The organism is Labrys sp. (in: a-proteobacteria), from assembly GCF_047605565.1.
Taxonomy (GTDB): domain Bacteria; phylum Pseudomonadota; class Alphaproteobacteria; order Rhizobiales; family Labraceae; genus Labrys; species Labrys neptuniae.
On record NZ_JASGFM010000001.1, the window covers coordinates 58589 to 74387 of the forward strand.

Here is a 15799-nt window from a genome sequence, read left to right on the forward strand (position 1 = left end):
CGATATGCAGCGCTACTCGGCTTCCTCTCCCAGCACCCGGTAGCGGCCGCCGAAGAAGAGCAGCGGCTCGCCCTCGACATTGTGCTCCATGTCGACCACCCGGCCGACGATGATGCGGTGGTCGCCGCCCTCGTACTGGGCATGGTGCAGGCAGTCGAAGGCCGCCATCGTGTCCGGCAGGATCGGCGCCCCGAAGCGCCCGGCCGTGTAGGCCACATCCGCCCATTTGTCCTGGCTCTGCCGCGCAAAGCGGGCCGAAAGGGCGCGTTGTTCCTTGCGCAAGACGTTCACGCAGAAGCCCGGCGCTTCCAGGAAGGCCGACAGGCTGCGGGCCTTGTTGGCGATGGAGAACAATACCAGCGGCGGATCGAGCGAGACCGAGGAAAAGGAATTGGCGGTGATGCCGATCAGCCCCGCGGTCGGATGGGCGGCGGTCACCACGGTGACGCCGGTGGCAAACAGGCCGAGCGCCCCGCGAAAGCGCAGGGGATCGATGGTTTCTGGAACGGTATCGGCCTTCGCTGGCTTTGTTGCAGAACCCTGGACCATCTTGCCTCATACCCTTACCGACGTCGGCGCTTACGCTCCGACACCGGTATACCCCGGATTCGCTCGAATCCGGGAGGCGGCCGCAAACCATTGCCGCCTCGTCGGGGCGGAAACCGAAACGGACCGCATTTCCTGCCGGGGATTGCGTTTCCAGCCGCATCTTACGCCGTCTTCCGAATGGCAGGGGGATTGATTTCCGCCAGAAGCCGCTCGGCCAGAGCGCGCTTGGCGTCCACATCCATCTTCTTGATCTCGTTGTTGAGAACGCGCTCGTTGATCGAGGTGTTCCAATAGTCGACTGCCTCGAAGCCCAGCAGCGAGGTCTTGCCCACGAACTGGCGCAGCACTTCGTTGGTGGGCCCCATCACCCAGCCGGCCTTGGCGTCGCGCAGATAGCGCTCGATCTGCAGCTCGGGCTTGTAGCCGGTGCCGCCGCAGGCATGCAGCATCTTGTCGGAGACGGCGGCGACGTTCTTGGCGGCAGCGAATTTCAGCTGCCAGAGCCAGTGCAGCAGGCCGGCGCGCGGCAGGAAGGAGACATCGCTCTTGTGGATCGACCAGTCATTGTTGCCGGTGGCGTCGTCCAGCGCCTTGGCGATGAGGAAATCCATCGAGCGCACCACATTGGTGTCGATGATCGCTTCGCCGACGTAATCCTGGATGGTGGCGTAGTCGGCCACCCGCATGCCGACATCCTTGTGGGTCTTCTTGGTGGTGTGCGCCTTGGCGATGTCGATCATGCCCATGGCGATGCCGCTCCAGCAGGCGGAGGAGCACAGCAGGAAGAAGGGGTCGACGATCTCGTCATTGGAGCGGGCGCCGTCCCCGACCGGGCCGACCAGGCGGTTGCGCGGCACCACCTTGTTGACTTCCAGCGGGCCGGACTGGTTGCCGCGCAGGCCAAGGCCGTTCCAGCTGCCGGGATCGCTGGTGATCTCATCGCCGAGGATGAGGAAGCAGGAGAGGTCGGCATAATTGCCGTTGAAGTTGGGAGAGGTCGTCTGGACGATATACCAGTCGGCAAAGCCGCCGGAGGTGGTCCAGGACGCCTTCTTGCGGACGTGCCAGCCTTCCTTGGTCTCCTCGACGCCCGAGGAGATCGGATACCAGAAATGCGATCCGGTCTCCGGATCGGAATAGGACAGGGTGCCGATCAGGCAGTCCTTGTCGAGACGGCGCAGGATGTCCTTCAGGGCTGCATTGTCGTGATGGCGCAGCAGGGCGGCGGCGACGGCACCGGTATGCATGGTGTAGCACATGGCCGTGGAGGCACAGCCATAGCGGGCGATGGTCTCCACCACCATGGCGACGCAGATGTGATTCTCGCCCTGGCCGCCGAGCTCCTTGGGCACGATCAGGCCCAGGAAGCCATGCTCGGCCAGGATCTGGAAATTCTTGCGCGGATAGGCGCGGTTGCGGTCGCTCTCGACAGCGTTGGCGCGCATCTCCGTCTGGCACAGCTCGATGAGCTTGGCCTGCAAGGCCTTCTGGCGGTCGGTCAGCATCCATTGCGGATCCCACTCGAAACCGAGGCCCCAGAACGGCTCATTCCCCCACATCTTGCGTGACGACATACGGGCATCCTTCGAATGGTTCGTCCCGCGCATTTTGCCTGCCCGGTGACGCCTGAAGTTTCCAGAGAAGAAACAAGTTTGTCCAGCAGGAAATTTTATCAGCCCGAATTCTTTTTGCTCCGTGACGGTTGGAGCCCTCCAATCGGATTGCTGTTGTGCTCAAAAAATAGGCAGAAATTCGGTTATTTCCCAGGGAATCGCAGAAAACTAAGGGTTGACGCTTCCTCAGAGTGTGTCAATCTTCACTCGCAGTAAAAAAGAGAGACGGTGGGTGAAGACGAGAGCCGTCGTGGAACTCTCGCAGCCAGCACCGCCCCAGCATCCAGTGCAGTCGATCAGATCCGGGGAACACAATGACGGCGACAACTGACGCAAATACGAGCGCAGGGGGCGAGAGCCAACTGCTGCGCCATATCGATTGGCGAGGAGCCTTCTGGGTAGCAAGCGGCGTACCGCCGCTCGTGCTGTTCTCGATCGGCGGCATTGCCGGCACCACCGGTACGCCGGCCTTCCTGATCTGGACGGCCTCCATGATCATGGGCTTCATCCAGTCCTTCACCTATGCGGAGATCGCCGGCCTGTTTCCCAACAAATCGGGTGGCTCCTCCGTCTATGGCGCCACGGCCTGGCTGCGTTACTCCAAGTTCATCGCGCCGCTCTCGGTCTGGTGCAACTGGTTCGCCTGGTCACCCGTGCTGTCGCTCGGCTGCTCCATTGCCGCCGGCTACATTCTCAATGCCCTCTTTCCGATCCCCGTCTTCACCGACAGTTCACCCGAAGTCCTGGCCTATATCGCTGCCCATGCCGGCACGGCGCCGGCTGACGCCATCACGGCGGTGACGGCGGCGGCGACCCCGGCGATCCGGACCTGGACGCTGTTCAGCCATACCTTCCCGCTCTTCGGCTTCTCGCTCAATTCGGTCTTCTTCATCGGCGCCGCGCTGATGCTCCTGACCTTCGCGATCCAGCATCGCGGCATTCTCGGCACCGCCAACACCCAGAAGATCATCGGCCTGATCGTCATCATCCCGATGCTGATCGTCGGCATCGTGCCGATCATCACCGGCCAGATCAACTGGGCCAACTATTCGCCGCTGGTCCCCCTCGCTACGGCCTATGCGCCGGCGCCCGGCAGCTGGAACGTCGCGGGCTGGACGCTGGTGCTCGGCGGCATGTTCATCGCGGCCTGGTCGACCTACGGCTTCGAGACCGCGGTCTGCTACACCAGCGAGTTCAAGGATCCGGGCCGCGATACCTTCAAGGCCATCTTCTATTCCGGCCTTCTGTGCATGCTGCTCTTCATCCTGGTGCCCTTCACCTTCCAGGGCGTGCTCGGATTGAACGGCATGCTGGCGACCCCCATCGTGGACGGTTCGGGCGTGGCAGCGGCGATGGCCGACATGGTGCATGGCGGCGCCATCATCAGCCAATTGCTGGTCATGCTGATGATCCTGGCGCTGATCCTGGCCATCATGACCGCGATGGCCGGCTCCTCCCGTACCCTCTATCAGGGCTCGGTGGATGGCTGGCTCCCTAAATATCTGAGCCATGTGAACTCGCATGGCGCCCCGACCCGGGCGATGTGGACCGACCTCATCTTCAATCTGATGCTGCTCGCCATCGCTGCGGCCGATGCCACCAGCTTCTTCTTCATCCTGGCCGTGTCGAATTGCGGCTATATCATCTTCAACTTCCTCAACCTCAATGCCGGCTGGATCCACCGGATGGACAATGGCCACATCAACAGGCCCTGGAAGGCGCCGACCTTCGTCATCGCCATCGGCGCCATCTTCGCCTATGTGAATGCCATGTTCATGGGGGCGGGCGCCAAGGTCTGGAACCCCCTGGCGCTGTGGGCGGGCCTGTGCACCGCCGCCCTCATCATCCCGGTGTTCTGCTACCGGCATTACATTCAGGATGGCGGCAAGTTCCCCGAGCACATGCTCGACGATCTCGGCCTCAGATCCGTCGACCTCCAGCAGAAGAAGGCGGGCATCCTGCCCTACCTTACCCTCGTGGCCGGCTTGGCCGTGGTGCTGCTGGCGAACTGGTACTTCGTCCTCTGACAAGGCCATACGGCCTTGACGACGAACGGGGCGCTTCGGCGCCCCGTTTTGCGTGAATAGGTCGAGACAATCCAGGGACCGGGCTTCGTCCCGCCGGGCCGATCAGGTCCGATAGCGTTCGAGCTGCGCGATGCCGAGCCGCGCGATGCCTGCGAGCTCCTCGCTGCTGGCGCCGTCCTGCGCCTGCACGGACATGCCCTGCACCAGGGCGCCGAGGAAGCGGGCGAGAGCAGCCGTATCGGTATCCGGCTTGAGGTTGCCCTCCCTGACGGCGCGCTCCAGGCGTTCGCGAAACATGGCAAGGGCGCCCAGGCGCAATGAAGAGACATGTTCGGCCACCGGCCGGTTCTCGCTGGCGCAGCGCAGCACGGCGGTGGAGATCATGCAGCCTCGAGGGTGTTCCTTGCGGGCATATTGGTCGGCCCAGGCGAGCAGGATGCGCTCGAAGGCTCGGACCACATCCGCTTCCTGCGCCAGTATCTGCGGCCCGAAAGCACCCACATGGCCGCGATACCAGATCAGGGCCTCCCTATGCAGTTCGGCCTTGGAGCCGAAGGCGGCATAGAGGCTCTGCGGCGTGATGCCCATCGCCTCGGTGAGATCGGTGATCGACGCGCCCTCATAGCCGAGGGCCCAGAAGGTATGAGCGGCGGCAGCGAGCGCCTCTTCACGATCAAAGCTGCGGGGACGCCCGCGGGGGCGTCTTTCGGCTTCGTTATTTTTCACAGTGTTCACTCTAGAAATATCCGAAGACCTGCTGTATTCAGGAATGACCATTGTGATAATAGTGGATGCCCGCTCATGAGTCTTCAGCCAAATGTCGCAGCCCTTTCCGCCGATCCGTTCCTCGACCGCCTGGATGGCGTGATCGACCGGGCGCTGGCCGAAAAGCGCATTGTCGGTACGGTCGTTCTCGTCGCCAGAGACGGCGATCGTGTCTATGAGCGCGCGGCCGGCCTGGCGGATCGCGAGGCCAGGCGAGCGATGGCGCCCGATACCATTTTCCTGCTCGCCTCGATCACCAAGCCCTTCGTCACGGTGGCGGCCATGCGCCTGGTCGAGCAGGGCGTGATCGGCCTCGACGATCCCGTGTCACGCTGGCTGCCCGACTTCCGCCCGCGCATGGCCGACGGGACCGAGCCGGTGATTCGGCTGCGGCATCTCATGAGCCACAGTGCCGGCCTCAGCTATGGCTTCCTCGAGCCGCAGGGCACGCCCTATCACCAGCTCGGCGTCTCCGATGGGCTCGACCACCATCCCGGCCTGACGCTGCCCGAGAATTTGCGGCGTCTGGCTTTGGCGCCGCTCGCCTTCGAGCCCGGTGCCGCCTGGCGTTATTCGCTGGGCATGGACGTGATCGGTGCCGTGCTGGAGCAGGCGAGCGGGGAGAGCCTGCCATCCCTGGTGCGCCGCCTGGTCACGCAGCCACTCGGCCTTGCCGATACCGGCTTCGCGGTGACGGACAGGTCCCGCCTGGCGATAGCCTATGCCGACGGCGACCCCGAGCCGCGATTGATCGAGGACGGCATGGACGTGCCGCTCTGGGATCAGGCGGTGCGCTTCGCGCCGAGCCGGATCTTCGATCCTGAGGCCTATCCGTCGGGGGGAGCCGGCATGGCGGGGACGGCCGGCGAGGTTCTCGCCCTCCTGGAGGCGATCCGGCGGGACGGTGCTCCGCTGCTTCGGGCCGAGACGGTGCGCATGATGATGACGGACCAGATCGGCAGCGAAGCGCAGGGGCCGGGCTGGCGCTTCGGGCTCGGCTGGGCGGTGCTCGACGATCCCGGCTTGGCGCTGTCGCCCCAGACCAAGGGCACGATCCGCTGGGGTGGCGCCTATGGCCACAACTGGTTCATCGACAAGGAGAGTGGGCTCAGCGTCGTCGTCCTGACCAATACGGCCTTTGAAGGCATGTCCGGCGCGTTCTCGCTGGATGTCCGCGACGCGATCTATGGCGCTGCGCCCTGAACCAGGAGGGCGGCTGCGGTCGCCTTGGCTTCCGCCAGCAGCCAATTGCGGAAGCGGCCCACATCGGGCCGTCCGGCGACGGTGCGGGGATAGACCAGCCAATAGCTGTAGTCGTTCGGCAGGATAAGATCGACCGGACACACCAGGCGGCCTTCCCGCAAGGCGTGTTCGGCCAGGAACAGCTTGCCGAGCGCCATGCCCTGTCCCTCGGCGGCCGCCTGCAGCAGATGGCCGTGGTCGTCGAAGGCATGGCCCGCCGCAAGGGCGGCTTCGGGCTGGCCGGCATGACGGAACCAGCGCGACCAGGCATCCCTGGGCGTGTCGTGCAGCAGATGGCTGGCAAGCAGGTCCGACGGCGAGCAGGGAGAAGGCAGCCCTGCTGCGATCGCCGGACTGCAGACAGGGCCGAGCATCTCCTGCGCGATCAGGTCGGCCTTGAGCCCAGGCCAGCGGCCGAGGCCCGAGCGGATGGCGAGATCGAAGCGGTCCTCGGTGAAGGCCCAGCTATCGGGTGAACTCGTCAGTTTTAGCTCGATATCGGGATGGCTTTCGCGAAAACGCCCGAGCCGGGGCACCAGCCAGCAACTGGCGAAGGAGGGCAGCACCGTGATGCGCAGGGGACCGTCGCGCCGGCCGCGCACGGTCTCGGTCACCGCCGCCAGGCGATCGAGCACCTCGCCGACTTCGGCAAGATAGGCACCTCCCGCCTCGGTCAACCGCAGGGCATGGCCCGCGCGTTCGAACAGCCGGACACCCAGCCAGGTTTCGAGCTGCCGCACCTGATGGCTGATCGCCGTCTGGGTCACGCATAATTCGTCGGCGGCCCGGGTGAAGCTGAGGTGCCGGGCGCCGGCCTCGAAGGCTCGGACGGCCACCAGCGGCGGTAGGCGACGCATGCTCGATGAATCCAGTTCATGGAGGGCGTGAAAATAGATCGTTTTGTCCGGCCCGAATAGTGGTGTTTCCATCCTTCCAGCGTACCGGCCCGTGCCCGGTGCGGCGTGTTGAAATGAGATCGCCATGCTCGTCTGGAATGTCTGGATTCTCTTCGCCGGCTATGCGGTGCCTCTGGTCATCAGTCCGGGACCGGGCAATACCGTGCTCACCGCCATGGGCGCCCAATATGGGGTGCGCGGTTCCGTGCGCTTCTGGGTGGGCTTCGAGATCGGCAATCTGGCGCTTTGCCTGATCTATGGCTTCGGCCTGGGGGAGGTCGTTCGCGCCCACCCCGGTTTCGCCTTCGGGCTGAAACTGGCGGGCATAGCCTACCTGCTCTATCTGGCCTGGAGCTTCTTCCGGTCGGCGGGCCACGACGCCGCTTCTGCGCAAAAGCGCCAGCCGCATCTCGGCCTGGTCGACGGCATCCTCTCCGTCGCCGTCAATCCCAAGATCCATTCGATGGTGCTGGCGATGTTCACGCAGTTCCTCGATCCCGCCGCCGGTGTCACCAGCACCGTCATCCAGCTCACGGCCGGTTTCGTGCTGATCTCGGTGCTCTGCCATTTTCTCTGGATCTATGCCGGAGCCAGTCTGCTTGGGCGTTTCCGCTCCGAGCGTGCCCAGCGGGCCCAGGGCTGGACCTTCGGCACCTGCATGCTGCTGGTCGCCGCCTTTACGGCGATCAATTGAGGATCGGTGCGGCGGCGTGACTTTCCGCCCGCGAGAGGACACCTCGCAACTGGTCCTGGCTTGGCCGGCTCAACCGGTCTATGAGCGCAGCTGGAAGCGTGCCCATGTTCGGCGGGCAGCGGAAAGCGGAGAAAATTATGCCCCACCTCATTGTGAAAATGCTGCCCGGCAGGTCCGAGGAGCAGAAGCGCAAGCTCGCCGACGCCCTGACCCAGGCCGTGATCGACAGCCTGAACAGCCAGGACAAGTCGATCTCGGTCTCGATCGAGGACGTGCCGGAAGAAGAGTGGACCCGGAAGGTCTACATTCCCGACATCCAGGACAAGCCGGATCTCGTCTACAAGAAGCCCGGTTACGACCCGTTCGCCTGACGGCGGATACGCCGGCGCTCAGCGTGCCTCGGCGGCTTCCTCGATCACGCCGGCGATGGCATCGAGCATGGCGGTGTCGTCGCCGGCCATGCCGTCCATGTCGGCCATGCGGCCGATCACGGTGGCCGCGATTTTTTCCTCCACCGTATTCTCGGCATAGGCGTAGTAGATCACGGCGCGCTGGCCGTCACGATGGCAGCGCCCCTCGATCTGCTGGAGCTGGATGGCGCTGTGGCGCATGTCGTGCACCACCAGCGAACGCTCGCGTTCTCCGCCCGGCATTTCGCCACGGTGGAGGGAGATCGCTTCGGTGACGGTGAACACCACGGCATCGAGCTCGCCGCGCTGGAAGGCCTGCCTGACGGCTTCGTTGCGCTCGCCGCTCTGGGTGCCGTTGATGGCGTCGACGCGCCAGCCATGGCCCCGCAATTTCTCGACCAGCAGGGCGCTCGTTTCCAGGAAGGCGACGGAAATCGCCACTTGCTGGCCATTGTCCATCAGGTCGTCGGCAAAATCGGCGGTGCCGGCGATGCGCAGGAGGCTGCCTTTCTGGCGAAAGCGCAGATCGGCGGCCCAACCCGCCGCCCGCCGCGTCGAGCCGCCGGCCAGGCCGACTTCCCGGCGGAATTCGCGCCAGGTCGCCTCATAGAGGCGCCGGTTCTCGGCATCGAGCGCGGTCGGCGTTACCTCGCGCTGCACTTCGGGCCAGCCGGCGATCTCCTCGGGCCGACGACGCAGGCCGATGGCATCGCGCCCCTTGTAGAGTAGAGAGGACATGGTGCGGCGGTCGTCCTCGTTCGGCTCCCAGGACCAGTTCTTCCAGCGCCCCTTGGCGCGCCCGATCCCGAGCCGCTTCATCAGGGCCCGGAAGCCGTCGAGATCGGCGGCCAGGCCCTCGCCCTTCCGCTTGTCGCCTTCCCGCGCGAACAGGCGGGCGAGATAGGAAAGTTCGTGCGGCGCCTGCCCGGCGGTGGCGCTCATATAGAGGGTGAAGTCGGCGGCCGCCGCCATCTGGCGGCAGACCAGTCCCTGCTGCGAATTGGGATTGCGGATGCGGTGGGCTTCGTCGATCACCACCAGCGGCCAGGTGCGCTTGGGCGTGCCGAGCTTGGCGAGTTCGTTGTTCTTGGCCCGGGTCGAGCGCTTGGTGCTGGTGGCGGGCGGCGCCATCAGCATCTTCGTGCGCTCGAAATTCATCACGGTGACCGCCTTGGCCGGCAGGCCGGCCTGCGCCATGGTCAGGCGCCATTGCGGAATGGCCCCCTTGGGGCAGATCACCAGGATTTCCTGTTCCGGCATGGCGCTCAGCGCCAGCCAGGCCGACAGCGTCTTGCCGAGGCCGGTCAGGTCGCCCAGCAGGAAGCCCGGCCGCCCGGCGCGGCGGGCGGCGAGGATGGCCTCGCTCGCCTCGACCTGATGCGGGCGGGGGATGAGCTGGGGTGCGGTGCTCACGCCTCGTCGCGGAAATAAGGCTCGACCTTGCCCTTGAGCTTGATGGTCAGGGGATTGCCGCGCCGGTCCTTGGCATTGCCGGCGGCGACCCGGATCCAGCCTTCGCTGACGCAATATTCCTCGACATTGGTCTTCTCGGCGCCGTTGAAGCGGATGCCGACGCCGCGCTCCATCAGCGCCTGGTCGAAAAAGGGGCTGTCGGGATTGGCGGCGAGGCGGTCGGGCGGGCTATCGGTCATCACGTCTCTCTCATGAAGATGTCAGACGCCGGATTAGCGCCCCAAGGCCGGAATGCCAACGCCTGATGTGAATTTTGTGCCATCGGGCGTGCCTTTCGCCGCAAGGCCGTCTAAGGAAAGCTCTGATGTAACGAACAAGGAGTGGCGCGATGGATGATCGGCCCATGAAGAAGGCCCGTATGCTCGCCGAGATCGCCAGCATCCAGAAGCAGGCCAAGGTCCTGGCGGTGCAGAAGAACCGCGGCGCCCATTACGAGCGGCTGGCCCGCGAGGCGGAAGAGCGCGTTGCCAAGCTGCGGGAATCGATCGCGGCCATCGAGGCGGAGCTCGCTGCCGCCAAGCAGTGAGGCGCAGCGCTATTGGAGTGGCAGGTTGCTGCAAGGTGCGGCACCGCCTGCCTGCGAAGGTGTCAATTGCATTGCGGATTTATGTCAGGAATGCAATATTGCATACGTGTTGAGCGAATTGGTTAAGAACTCGCCATATTCGACCCTTTAGCCATGCGAGCTATGCAATTCGGCATTGCGGCGATGTATGTTGCAGCGCAACATGAGAAGGTGGATACTCCTTGGCAACAAAGGAGTAGTCATCATGATCTTCGCAAGCATCATTGCTTATTTTAAGGACCGCATGGCCAAGCAGGCCGAGTTCCTGCGCCTGCTCGATGAGATCAACAGCCTGTCCGACCGCGATCTGCGTGATCTGCGTGCCGACCGCATGGAAATGATCCGTCATGCTCGCCAGCAGGTCTACGGTGCCCAGGCTGTCTGAGCACCGCCTTCCGTCGACGGACGAGTTTCGAACGCGCCGCCTTCTTCCCTGAAGGTGGCGCGTTCTGCTTTTGGGGGCAATGAACCCTCGGCAGCATCAGGCATAGGCAGGCATCTGGCCGTGCAGGGAGTGATCGAGAGCCTTGCGCAAATAGCGCCTGGCCTGTTCGAAGGCTGCGCTGTCGCGATCGCGCGGGCGAGGCAAGTCGACGCTGACCGTCTCTTCGATACGTCCGGGCTTCGGCGCGAGGACGACGACGCGATCGGCGAGCAGCAGCGCCTCCTCGATGTCATGCGTGACGAGAAGAAGGGTCTGCCGGTCCTCCAGCCAGAGCCGGGCGACATGATCCTGCAGGCTCGCGCGGGTCAGCGCATCGAGGGCGGAAAACGGCTCGTCGAGAAGAAGGATGCCCGGCCGCGCCGCCAGGGTGCGGGCGATGGCGACGCGCTGGGCCATGCCGCCGGACAATTCCTTGGGCCATCTTCTACCCTGTCCCTCCAGACCGACGCGTGCGAGGACTTCGGCGACCCGCCTGTCTCGCTCCTGCCGGGGCAGGCTGGCGAGGCCGAAGGCGACATTCCCCGCGACGGTCAGCCAGGGCAGCAGGCGCGGCTCCTGGAAGACGAAGCCGACGGTCTCCGCCGGGCCGCTGACGGGCACGCCATCGATCTCCACCCGCCCACGGGTCGCGGTTTCCAGGCCACCGATCAGGCGCAGCAGCGTGCTCTTGCCGCTTCCCGAGCCGCCGATGATGGCAACGGCCTCGCCGGGCGCGACGGACAGGTCGATGCCGCGCAGCGCCTGCGTGCCATTGGCATAGGTCTTGTCGAGATTGCGCAGCGACAGCATCAGCGGTCCCCGCCGGCGAAACTGTCTTCGTGATGCAGGAAGGGGTGGCTGAGCGCGACCAGGATCATGTCGCTCGCCTTGCCGATCAGCGCGAACAGGATGATGGTGGCGACGATCTCGTCGGGTTTGCCCAGTTGCTGGCCATCGACGAGCAGATAGCCGAGCCCTTCGGAGGCTCCCATGATTTCGGCAGCCACCACGAACATCCAGCCGAGGCCGAGGCCGACCCTGAGCGCCGTGACGACCTGTGGCAGGATCGCCGGCAGGAGGATGCGCCGTACCAGCTGCAGCCCTTTCAGCCGGAAGACCTGGCCGACCTCGACGATCTTGCGATCGACCGAGCGGATCGCGCTGGAAACGCCGAGATAGACCGGAAAGAACACGCCGACGGCGATGAGGATGATCTTGGATTGCTCGAAAATGCCGAACCACAGGATGAAGAGCGGTACCCAGGCGAGGGAGGGAATGGCACGCAGCCCCTGCAGCGTCGGGTCGACCAGGGTCCGGAACAGGGACGAATAGCCGGAGGCAGCGCCGAGTGCGATGCCGGCGAGAGCGCCGAAGAAGAAGCCGGCCCCGACCCGGGCCAGCGTTGCGAGGATGTGGGTGGTGAGGTCGCCATTGCGCGCCAACTCCAGCAGCGTCGCGGCGATGCGGCTCGGTGGCGGCAAGAGCCGTCCGTCGCTCCAGCCGGCATGGACGGCATATTCCCATGCCAAGGCGAGGGTGAGGGGCAGAAGCAGCCCGGCATAAGGCCGGACATGGCGAAGAGAAGGCCTGGTCGCCGGACGCCGCTCTTTCAACGCCTCCGGCGCGGCAGGGCTTTCGAGTGCCGTCATCGCCCGGCCTATTGCGTCTGTGCGCCGAAACGCGGGTCGATCAGCCCGTTCACTGCCGCGGGCACGTCGATCTCGGCCTTGATCACGCCGGCGCCCTGCAGGGCTTGCCCGGCGGCCACCAGGGTCTGTCGCTGGGCGTCCCCGATCGTGCCGGTCGACAGGTCGGTGCGGGTGAGCTGGCGTTCGATCACCGCATCGGGCAGCTTGGCGGCCGCGATCAGGCTCTGCTTGAGATCGGCGGGATTGGCGAGGGCGTGCTGGCGGCCCTTTTCATAGACGGCCAGCACGCGGCGCACGAGCTCGGGATGGGCAGCGGCAAAGGCCTCGCGCACATTCAAGACTCCCCAGCTGTTGAGCGCGGCATCGCGGAAGAAGAGTTTGGCGCCATTTTCAACCTCCGCGCCGGCCATGATCGGGTCGAGCCCCGCCCAGGCGTCGACATCGCCGCGGATCAGGGCAGCCTTGCCGTCGCCATGCTGAAGCGGCACGAGCGCAATGTCTTTTTCCTTCAGCCCGGCCGAAGCCAGCGCGCGGATGAGGAAGATGTGAGGATCGGTGCCGCGCGTTGCCGCCACGCGCCGGCCCTTGAGATCGGCGACGGCGGCGATGCCGGTGTCGGGGCGCGTCACCAGCGCAGTCCATTCCGGGCGCGAATAGACATAGACGGCTTTGATCGGATTGCCGTTGACGCGGCCGACCAGGGCGGCCGCTCCCGCCGTCGAGCCGAAATCGATGCTGCCGGCATTGAGGAATTCGAGTGCCTTGTTGGAGCCGAGGGACTGGACCCAGCGCACCGCGATGCCGTCGGCCTTGAGCTCCTCCTCCAGCCAGCCCTTGTCGCGGATCAGCAGGCCGACGGGATTGTAGGTGGCATAGTCGATCCGCAGTTCGGACGGATTGTCGGCGGCCTTGGCGAGCCGAGGCGCTGCAAGGCCACCGGCGACGAGGGAGGCTAGGCCGGCAATGAAGCGGCGTCGGGTCGGCAGAGCGGGGCGGGACACGGCATATCTCCGAAACAGATCCTCGTTCTATTAATACATAAAGATTGTAGACAAAATAGATAAAAACATCTCGCGCGGCCGCCCGAAGGGGGATTGTTCTCGCTGGGCATGGCTGCTAGCATCCGGCCATGCGCATTTCGTCTTTCTCAGCAAGCTGGTGGTGGCCCGTCTAAGCACGGACGGCCACGCATGATCATTGCACATCTGGCCGTCCCGGGAGGGGCGGCTTTTGATTTTTTGAAGATCAGCGCAGGAGCACCCAACCCGAGACGGCCGTAACTCGGAGTTGGCTCCATGACGGACCATATCTACCATTCGGCCGGCGGCATCCGGATCCATCGCACCTGCCGCGACCTCGACTATCCTCATGACCTGTCCGCCCTCGTCGATCGCCTGGACCGGCAGCGCGGCGCGCTGTTCTCCTCGGGCTGCGAAGTGCCGGGGCGCTATCGGCGCGGCGAGATCGGCTTCGTCGATCCGCCGCTGGTCATCACCGGCAAGGGCCGAAGCTTTCGGATCGGGGCCCTCAACCCGCGCGGCACCTGCCTCATCCCGGCTATCGAGGCCCGCCTGCGCCCGCTCGATCTCTTCGAGACCTTCACCAGGGGTGAGGACTATCTCGCAGGTGAGGTGCGCGCGGCGGAAGGCGGCTTTGCCGAAGAGGAGCGCAGCCGCCAGCCCAGCCTGTTCTCGCTGCTGCGGGCGGTGATCGAGCTCTTCGCAGCGCCCGACGACCCCCATCTCGGCCTCTACGGTGCCTTCGGCTACGACCTCGTCTTCCAGTTCGAGCCGATGGACCTCAGGCTGCAGCGAGCCGAGGACCAGCGCGATCTCGTGCTCTATCTGCCCGACGAACTGGTGGTGGTCGATCATGCCCGCCAGCGGGCGCAACGGCTGAGCTACGATTTCGGCGTCGAGGGACGCTCGACCCGAAACCTGTCCCGCGCCACTGAATCCCATCCCTATCGCATGCTGGCCGGCCCGGACCTGCCGCCCGAGAGCGACCACGCGCCTGGCGAATATGCTGCCATGGTCGAACGGGCCAGGGCCGCCTTCGCCCGCGGCGATCTGTTCGAGGTGGTGCTGGGGCAATTGCTGTCCAAACCCTGCGCGCAAGCGCCGAGCACCGTCTTTCGCCGGCTCAACAGCGCCAATCCCTCGCCCTTCGGTGCCCTGATCAATCTCGGCGAGGGCGAGTTCCTGGTGGCGGCCTCGCCGGAAATGTTCGTGCGGGTCGACGGAAGACGTGTCGAAACCTGCCCGATCTCTGGCACCATCCGCCGCGGCGCCGATGCCCTGGAGGATGCCGAGCGCATCCGCGAGCTCCTGAATTCCGCCAAGGACGAGGCGGAACTGACCATGTGCACCGATGTCGACCGCAACGACAAGTCGCGCATCTGCGAGCCCGGCAGCGTCAGGGTGATCGGCCGGCGCCAGATCGAGCTCTATTCACGCCTGATCCATACCGTCGACCATGTCGAGGGCCTGTTGCGGCCGGGCTACGACGCCCTCGATGCCTTTCTCAGCCATGCCTGGGCGGTGACGGTGACCGGGGCACCTAAGCGTGGTGCGATCCGCCATATCGAAGCCGAAGAGAAGAGCGCCCGGCGCTGGTATGGCGGGGCCTTCGGCTCGATCGGCTTCGATGGCGCCTTGAATACCGGCCTGACGCTACGCACCATCCGCCTGCAGGATGGGGTGGCGGAAGTCCGTGTCGGCGCCACCCTGCTGCATGACAGCGATCCCCTGGAGGAAGAGGCGGAAACCCGGTTGAAAGCCTCCGCCATGCTGGCCGTGCTCGAGAAGGAAACCCCCACGGTTGGCCGGCTGGTGGTACCGGTCCGCAGGGCTGGCCCCGGGCCGCGCCTGCTGCTCGTCGATCACGAGGATAGTTTCGTGCACACGCTGGCCGGCTATTTCCGGGCCGCCGGTGCCGAAGTCGTGACATTGCGCCCGGCTTTGGCGCGGCAAAAGCTCGCGGACGGGGAGCCGGCAGATCTCCTGGTGCTCTCGCCGGGGCCGGGGCGGCCGGCGGATTTCGCCATGCAGCGGACCCTGGCGCTTGCCTTGCAGCGCGGGCTGCCGGTCTTCGGCGTCTGCCTCGGCCTGCAGGGCATGATCGAATATTTCGGTGGCCGGCTCGACCTGCTCGCGAGGCCTATGCATGGCAAGGCCTCGCGGGTGGAGGTCGAGGACGGCAGGCTCTTCGCCGGCCTGCCCGGCAGCTTCCCGGTGGGGCGCTACCACTCCATCCACGCCGATGCGCAGGTTCTGCCGGCGGAGCTGCGGGTCACCGCGCGCGACGGCAACGGCGTCATCATGGCGGTGGAGCATGCCAGCCTGCCTCTGGCCGCCGTGCAGTTCCACCCGGAATCGGTAATGACCAGGCCCGAGATCGGCCGACGGATGATCGAGAACGTGCTGGCGATGATCGAGCATGGCGGCATGGCAACGGTGGCGGCGGAGTGATCAGGGTCATCCCGCGCGCGGT

At 65.3% G+C, this 15799-nt stretch carries 16 protein-coding genes; 7 read left to right on the forward strand and 9 right to left on the reverse strand.

Features of this window, described 5'->3' with window-relative positions; translation table 11 throughout:
- Positions 1–12 precede the first annotated feature (12 nt).
- Positions 13–549, reverse strand: a complete 537-nt coding sequence (locus QM672_RS00280) for a flavin reductase family protein (protein WP_311940792.1) — start codon at positions 547–549, stop codon at positions 13–15.
- 161 nt (positions 550–710) lie between these two features.
- Positions 711–2123, reverse strand: a complete 1413-nt coding sequence (locus QM672_RS00285) for an acyl-CoA dehydrogenase family protein (protein WP_415080298.1) — start codon at positions 2121–2123, stop codon at positions 711–713.
- Between the two features lie 353 nt (positions 2124–2476).
- Here QM672_RS00285 and QM672_RS00290 point away from each other — a divergent pair, with 353 nt between their 5' ends.
- A complete protein-coding gene (locus tag QM672_RS00290) occupies positions 2477–4189 on the forward strand; it encodes an APC family permease (protein ID WP_068287898.1) in 1713 nt (570 codons plus the stop codon).
- Positions 4190–4291: 102 nt separating this feature from the next.
- Here the strand turns inward: QM672_RS00290 and QM672_RS00295 are convergent, their stop codons facing one another.
- Positions 4292–4966, reverse strand: a complete 675-nt coding sequence (locus QM672_RS00295) for a TetR/AcrR family transcriptional regulator (protein WP_311940783.1) — start codon at positions 4964–4966, stop codon at positions 4292–4294.
- Between the two features lie 24 nt (positions 4967–4990).
- Between QM672_RS00295 and QM672_RS00300 the strand changes: the two genes are divergently transcribed.
- Positions 4991–6157 carry a serine hydrolase domain-containing protein gene (locus QM672_RS00300; RefSeq protein ID WP_415080299.1) on the forward strand — a complete coding sequence of 389 codons (1167 nt, stop codon included), beginning with the start codon at positions 4991–4993 and terminating at the stop codon, positions 6155–6157.
- Here QM672_RS00300 and gcvA read toward each other — a convergent pair.
- Complete coding sequence (gene gcvA, locus QM672_RS00305; protein ID WP_415080300.1) at positions 6139–7053, reverse strand: transcriptional regulator GcvA; 915 nt, start codon at positions 7051–7053, stop codon at positions 6139–6141. The two genes, QM672_RS00300 and gcvA, sit on opposite strands and share 19 nt — an antisense overlap.
- A 124-nt stretch (positions 7054–7177) precedes the next feature.
- Between gcvA and QM672_RS00310 the strand changes: the two genes are divergently transcribed.
- Both QM672_RS00310 and QM672_RS00315 read left to right on the forward strand, forming a co-directional pair.
- Positions 7178–7786 (forward strand): LysE family translocator, encoded by a 609-nt coding sequence (locus QM672_RS00310; protein WP_415080301.1) that lies wholly within the window; start codon positions 7178–7180, stop codon positions 7784–7786.
- 137 nt (positions 7787–7923) lie between these two features.
- Positions 7924–8157, forward strand: coding sequence for a tautomerase family protein (locus tag QM672_RS00315; RefSeq protein WP_311940771.1), 234 nt, complete (start codon positions 7924–7926; stop codon positions 8155–8157).
- An 18-nt stretch (positions 8158–8175) separates the two neighbouring features.
- On the opposite strand, the gene QM672_RS00320 is transcribed toward QM672_RS00315, so the two are convergent.
- The gene (locus QM672_RS00320) at positions 8176–9609 is read right to left on the reverse strand and encodes a DEAD/DEAH box helicase family protein (RefSeq protein WP_415080302.1); all 1434 of its coding nucleotides are present in this window, start codon (positions 9607–9609) and stop codon (positions 8176–8178) included.
- On the reverse strand, positions 9606–9848 hold the full coding sequence (locus QM672_RS00325) for a DUF3297 family protein (RefSeq protein ID WP_311941021.1): 243 nt from the start codon (positions 9846–9848) through the stop codon (positions 9606–9608). The genes QM672_RS00320 and QM672_RS00325 overlap by 4 nt, the downstream gene beginning before the upstream one ends.
- A 149-nt stretch (positions 9849–9997) precedes the next feature.
- On the opposite strand from QM672_RS00325, the gene QM672_RS00330 reads away from it, so the two are divergent.
- Positions 9998–10195: a hypothetical protein gene (locus QM672_RS00330; RefSeq protein WP_068287917.1), complete on the forward strand. Its 198-nt coding sequence runs from the start codon at positions 9998–10000 to the stop codon at positions 10193–10195.
- Positions 10196–10439: 244 nt separating this feature from the next.
- Entirely contained in the window at positions 10440–10619 is a 180-nt protein-coding gene (locus tag QM672_RS00335) for a hypothetical protein (RefSeq protein WP_311940764.1), read from the forward strand.
- Between the two features lie 96 nt (positions 10620–10715).
- On the opposite strand, the gene QM672_RS00340 is transcribed toward QM672_RS00335, so the two are convergent.
- The 3 genes from QM672_RS00340 to QM672_RS00350 are packed head-to-tail and all read right to left on the reverse strand — an operon-like array spanning position 10716 to position 13293.
- Positions 10716–11468 carry an ABC transporter ATP-binding protein gene (locus tag QM672_RS00340; RefSeq protein WP_311940762.1) on the reverse strand — a complete coding sequence of 251 codons (753 nt, stop codon included), beginning with the start codon at positions 11466–11468 and terminating at the stop codon, positions 10716–10718.
- A complete protein-coding gene (locus tag QM672_RS00345) occupies positions 11468–12307 on the reverse strand; it encodes an ABC transporter permease (protein WP_415080303.1) in 840 nt (279 codons plus the stop codon). The genes QM672_RS00340 and QM672_RS00345 overlap by 1 nt, the downstream gene beginning before the upstream one ends.
- Before the next feature lie 8 nt (positions 12308–12315).
- Positions 12316–13293 carry an aliphatic sulfonate ABC transporter substrate-binding protein gene (locus QM672_RS00350; protein WP_415080478.1) on the reverse strand — a complete coding sequence of 326 codons (978 nt, stop codon included), beginning with the start codon at positions 13291–13293 and terminating at the stop codon, positions 12316–12318.
- A 309-nt stretch (positions 13294–13602) separates the two neighbouring features.
- On the opposite strand from QM672_RS00350, the gene QM672_RS00355 reads away from it, so the two are divergent.
- Complete coding sequence (locus tag QM672_RS00355) at positions 13603–15777, forward strand: anthranilate synthase component I (RefSeq protein WP_415080304.1); 2175 nt, start codon at positions 13603–13605, stop codon at positions 15775–15777.
- Positions 15778–15799 lie beyond the last annotated feature (22 nt).

What these genes read in the sequence shown, in the direction of transcription:
- QM672_RS00280 (WP_311940792.1), bottom strand. Translation starts at nt 549, where the DNA reads ATGGTCCAGGGTTCTGCAACAAAGCCAGCGAAGGCCGATACCGTTCCA.
- QM672_RS00285 (WP_415080298.1), bottom strand. Translation starts at nt 2,123, where the DNA reads ATGTCGTCACGCAAGATGTGGGGGAATGAGCCGTTCTGGGGCCTCGGT.
- QM672_RS00290 (WP_068287898.1), top strand. Translation starts at nt 2,477, where the DNA reads ATGACGGCGACAACTGACGCAAATACGAGCGCAGGGGGCGAGAGCCAA.
- QM672_RS00295 (WP_311940783.1), bottom strand. Translation starts at nt 4,966, where the DNA reads ATGGTCATTCCTGAATACAGCAGGTCTTCGGATATTTCTAGAGTGAAC.
- QM672_RS00300 (WP_415080299.1), top strand. Translation starts at nt 4,991, where the DNA reads ATGAGTCTTCAGCCAAATGTCGCAGCCCTTTCCGCCGATCCGTTCCTC.
- gcvA (WP_415080300.1), bottom strand. Translation starts at nt 7,053, where the DNA reads ATGCGTCGCCTACCGCCGCTGGTGGCCGTCCGAGCCTTCGAGGCCGGC.
- QM672_RS00310 (WP_415080301.1), top strand. Translation starts at nt 7,178, where the DNA reads ATGCTCGTCTGGAATGTCTGGATTCTCTTCGCCGGCTATGCGGTGCCT.
- QM672_RS00315 (WP_311940771.1), top strand. Translation starts at nt 7,924, where the DNA reads ATGCCCCACCTCATTGTGAAAATGCTGCCCGGCAGGTCCGAGGAGCAG.
- QM672_RS00325 (WP_311941021.1), bottom strand. Translation starts at nt 9,848, where the DNA reads ATGACCGATAGCCCGCCCGACCGCCTCGCCGCCAATCCCGACAGCCCC.
- QM672_RS00330 (WP_068287917.1), top strand. Translation starts at nt 9,998, where the DNA reads ATGGATGATCGGCCCATGAAGAAGGCCCGTATGCTCGCCGAGATCGCC.
- QM672_RS00335 (WP_311940764.1), top strand. Translation starts at nt 10,440, where the DNA reads ATGATCTTCGCAAGCATCATTGCTTATTTTAAGGACCGCATGGCCAAG.
- QM672_RS00340 (WP_311940762.1), bottom strand. Translation starts at nt 11,468, where the DNA reads ATGCTGTCGCTGCGCAATCTCGACAAGACCTATGCCAATGGCACGCAG.
- QM672_RS00345 (WP_415080303.1), bottom strand. Translation starts at nt 12,307, where the DNA reads ATGACGGCACTCGAAAGCCCTGCCGCGCCGGAGGCGTTGAAAGAGCGG.
- QM672_RS00355 (WP_415080304.1), top strand. Translation starts at nt 13,603, where the DNA reads ATGACGGACCATATCTACCATTCGGCCGGCGGCATCCGGATCCATCGC.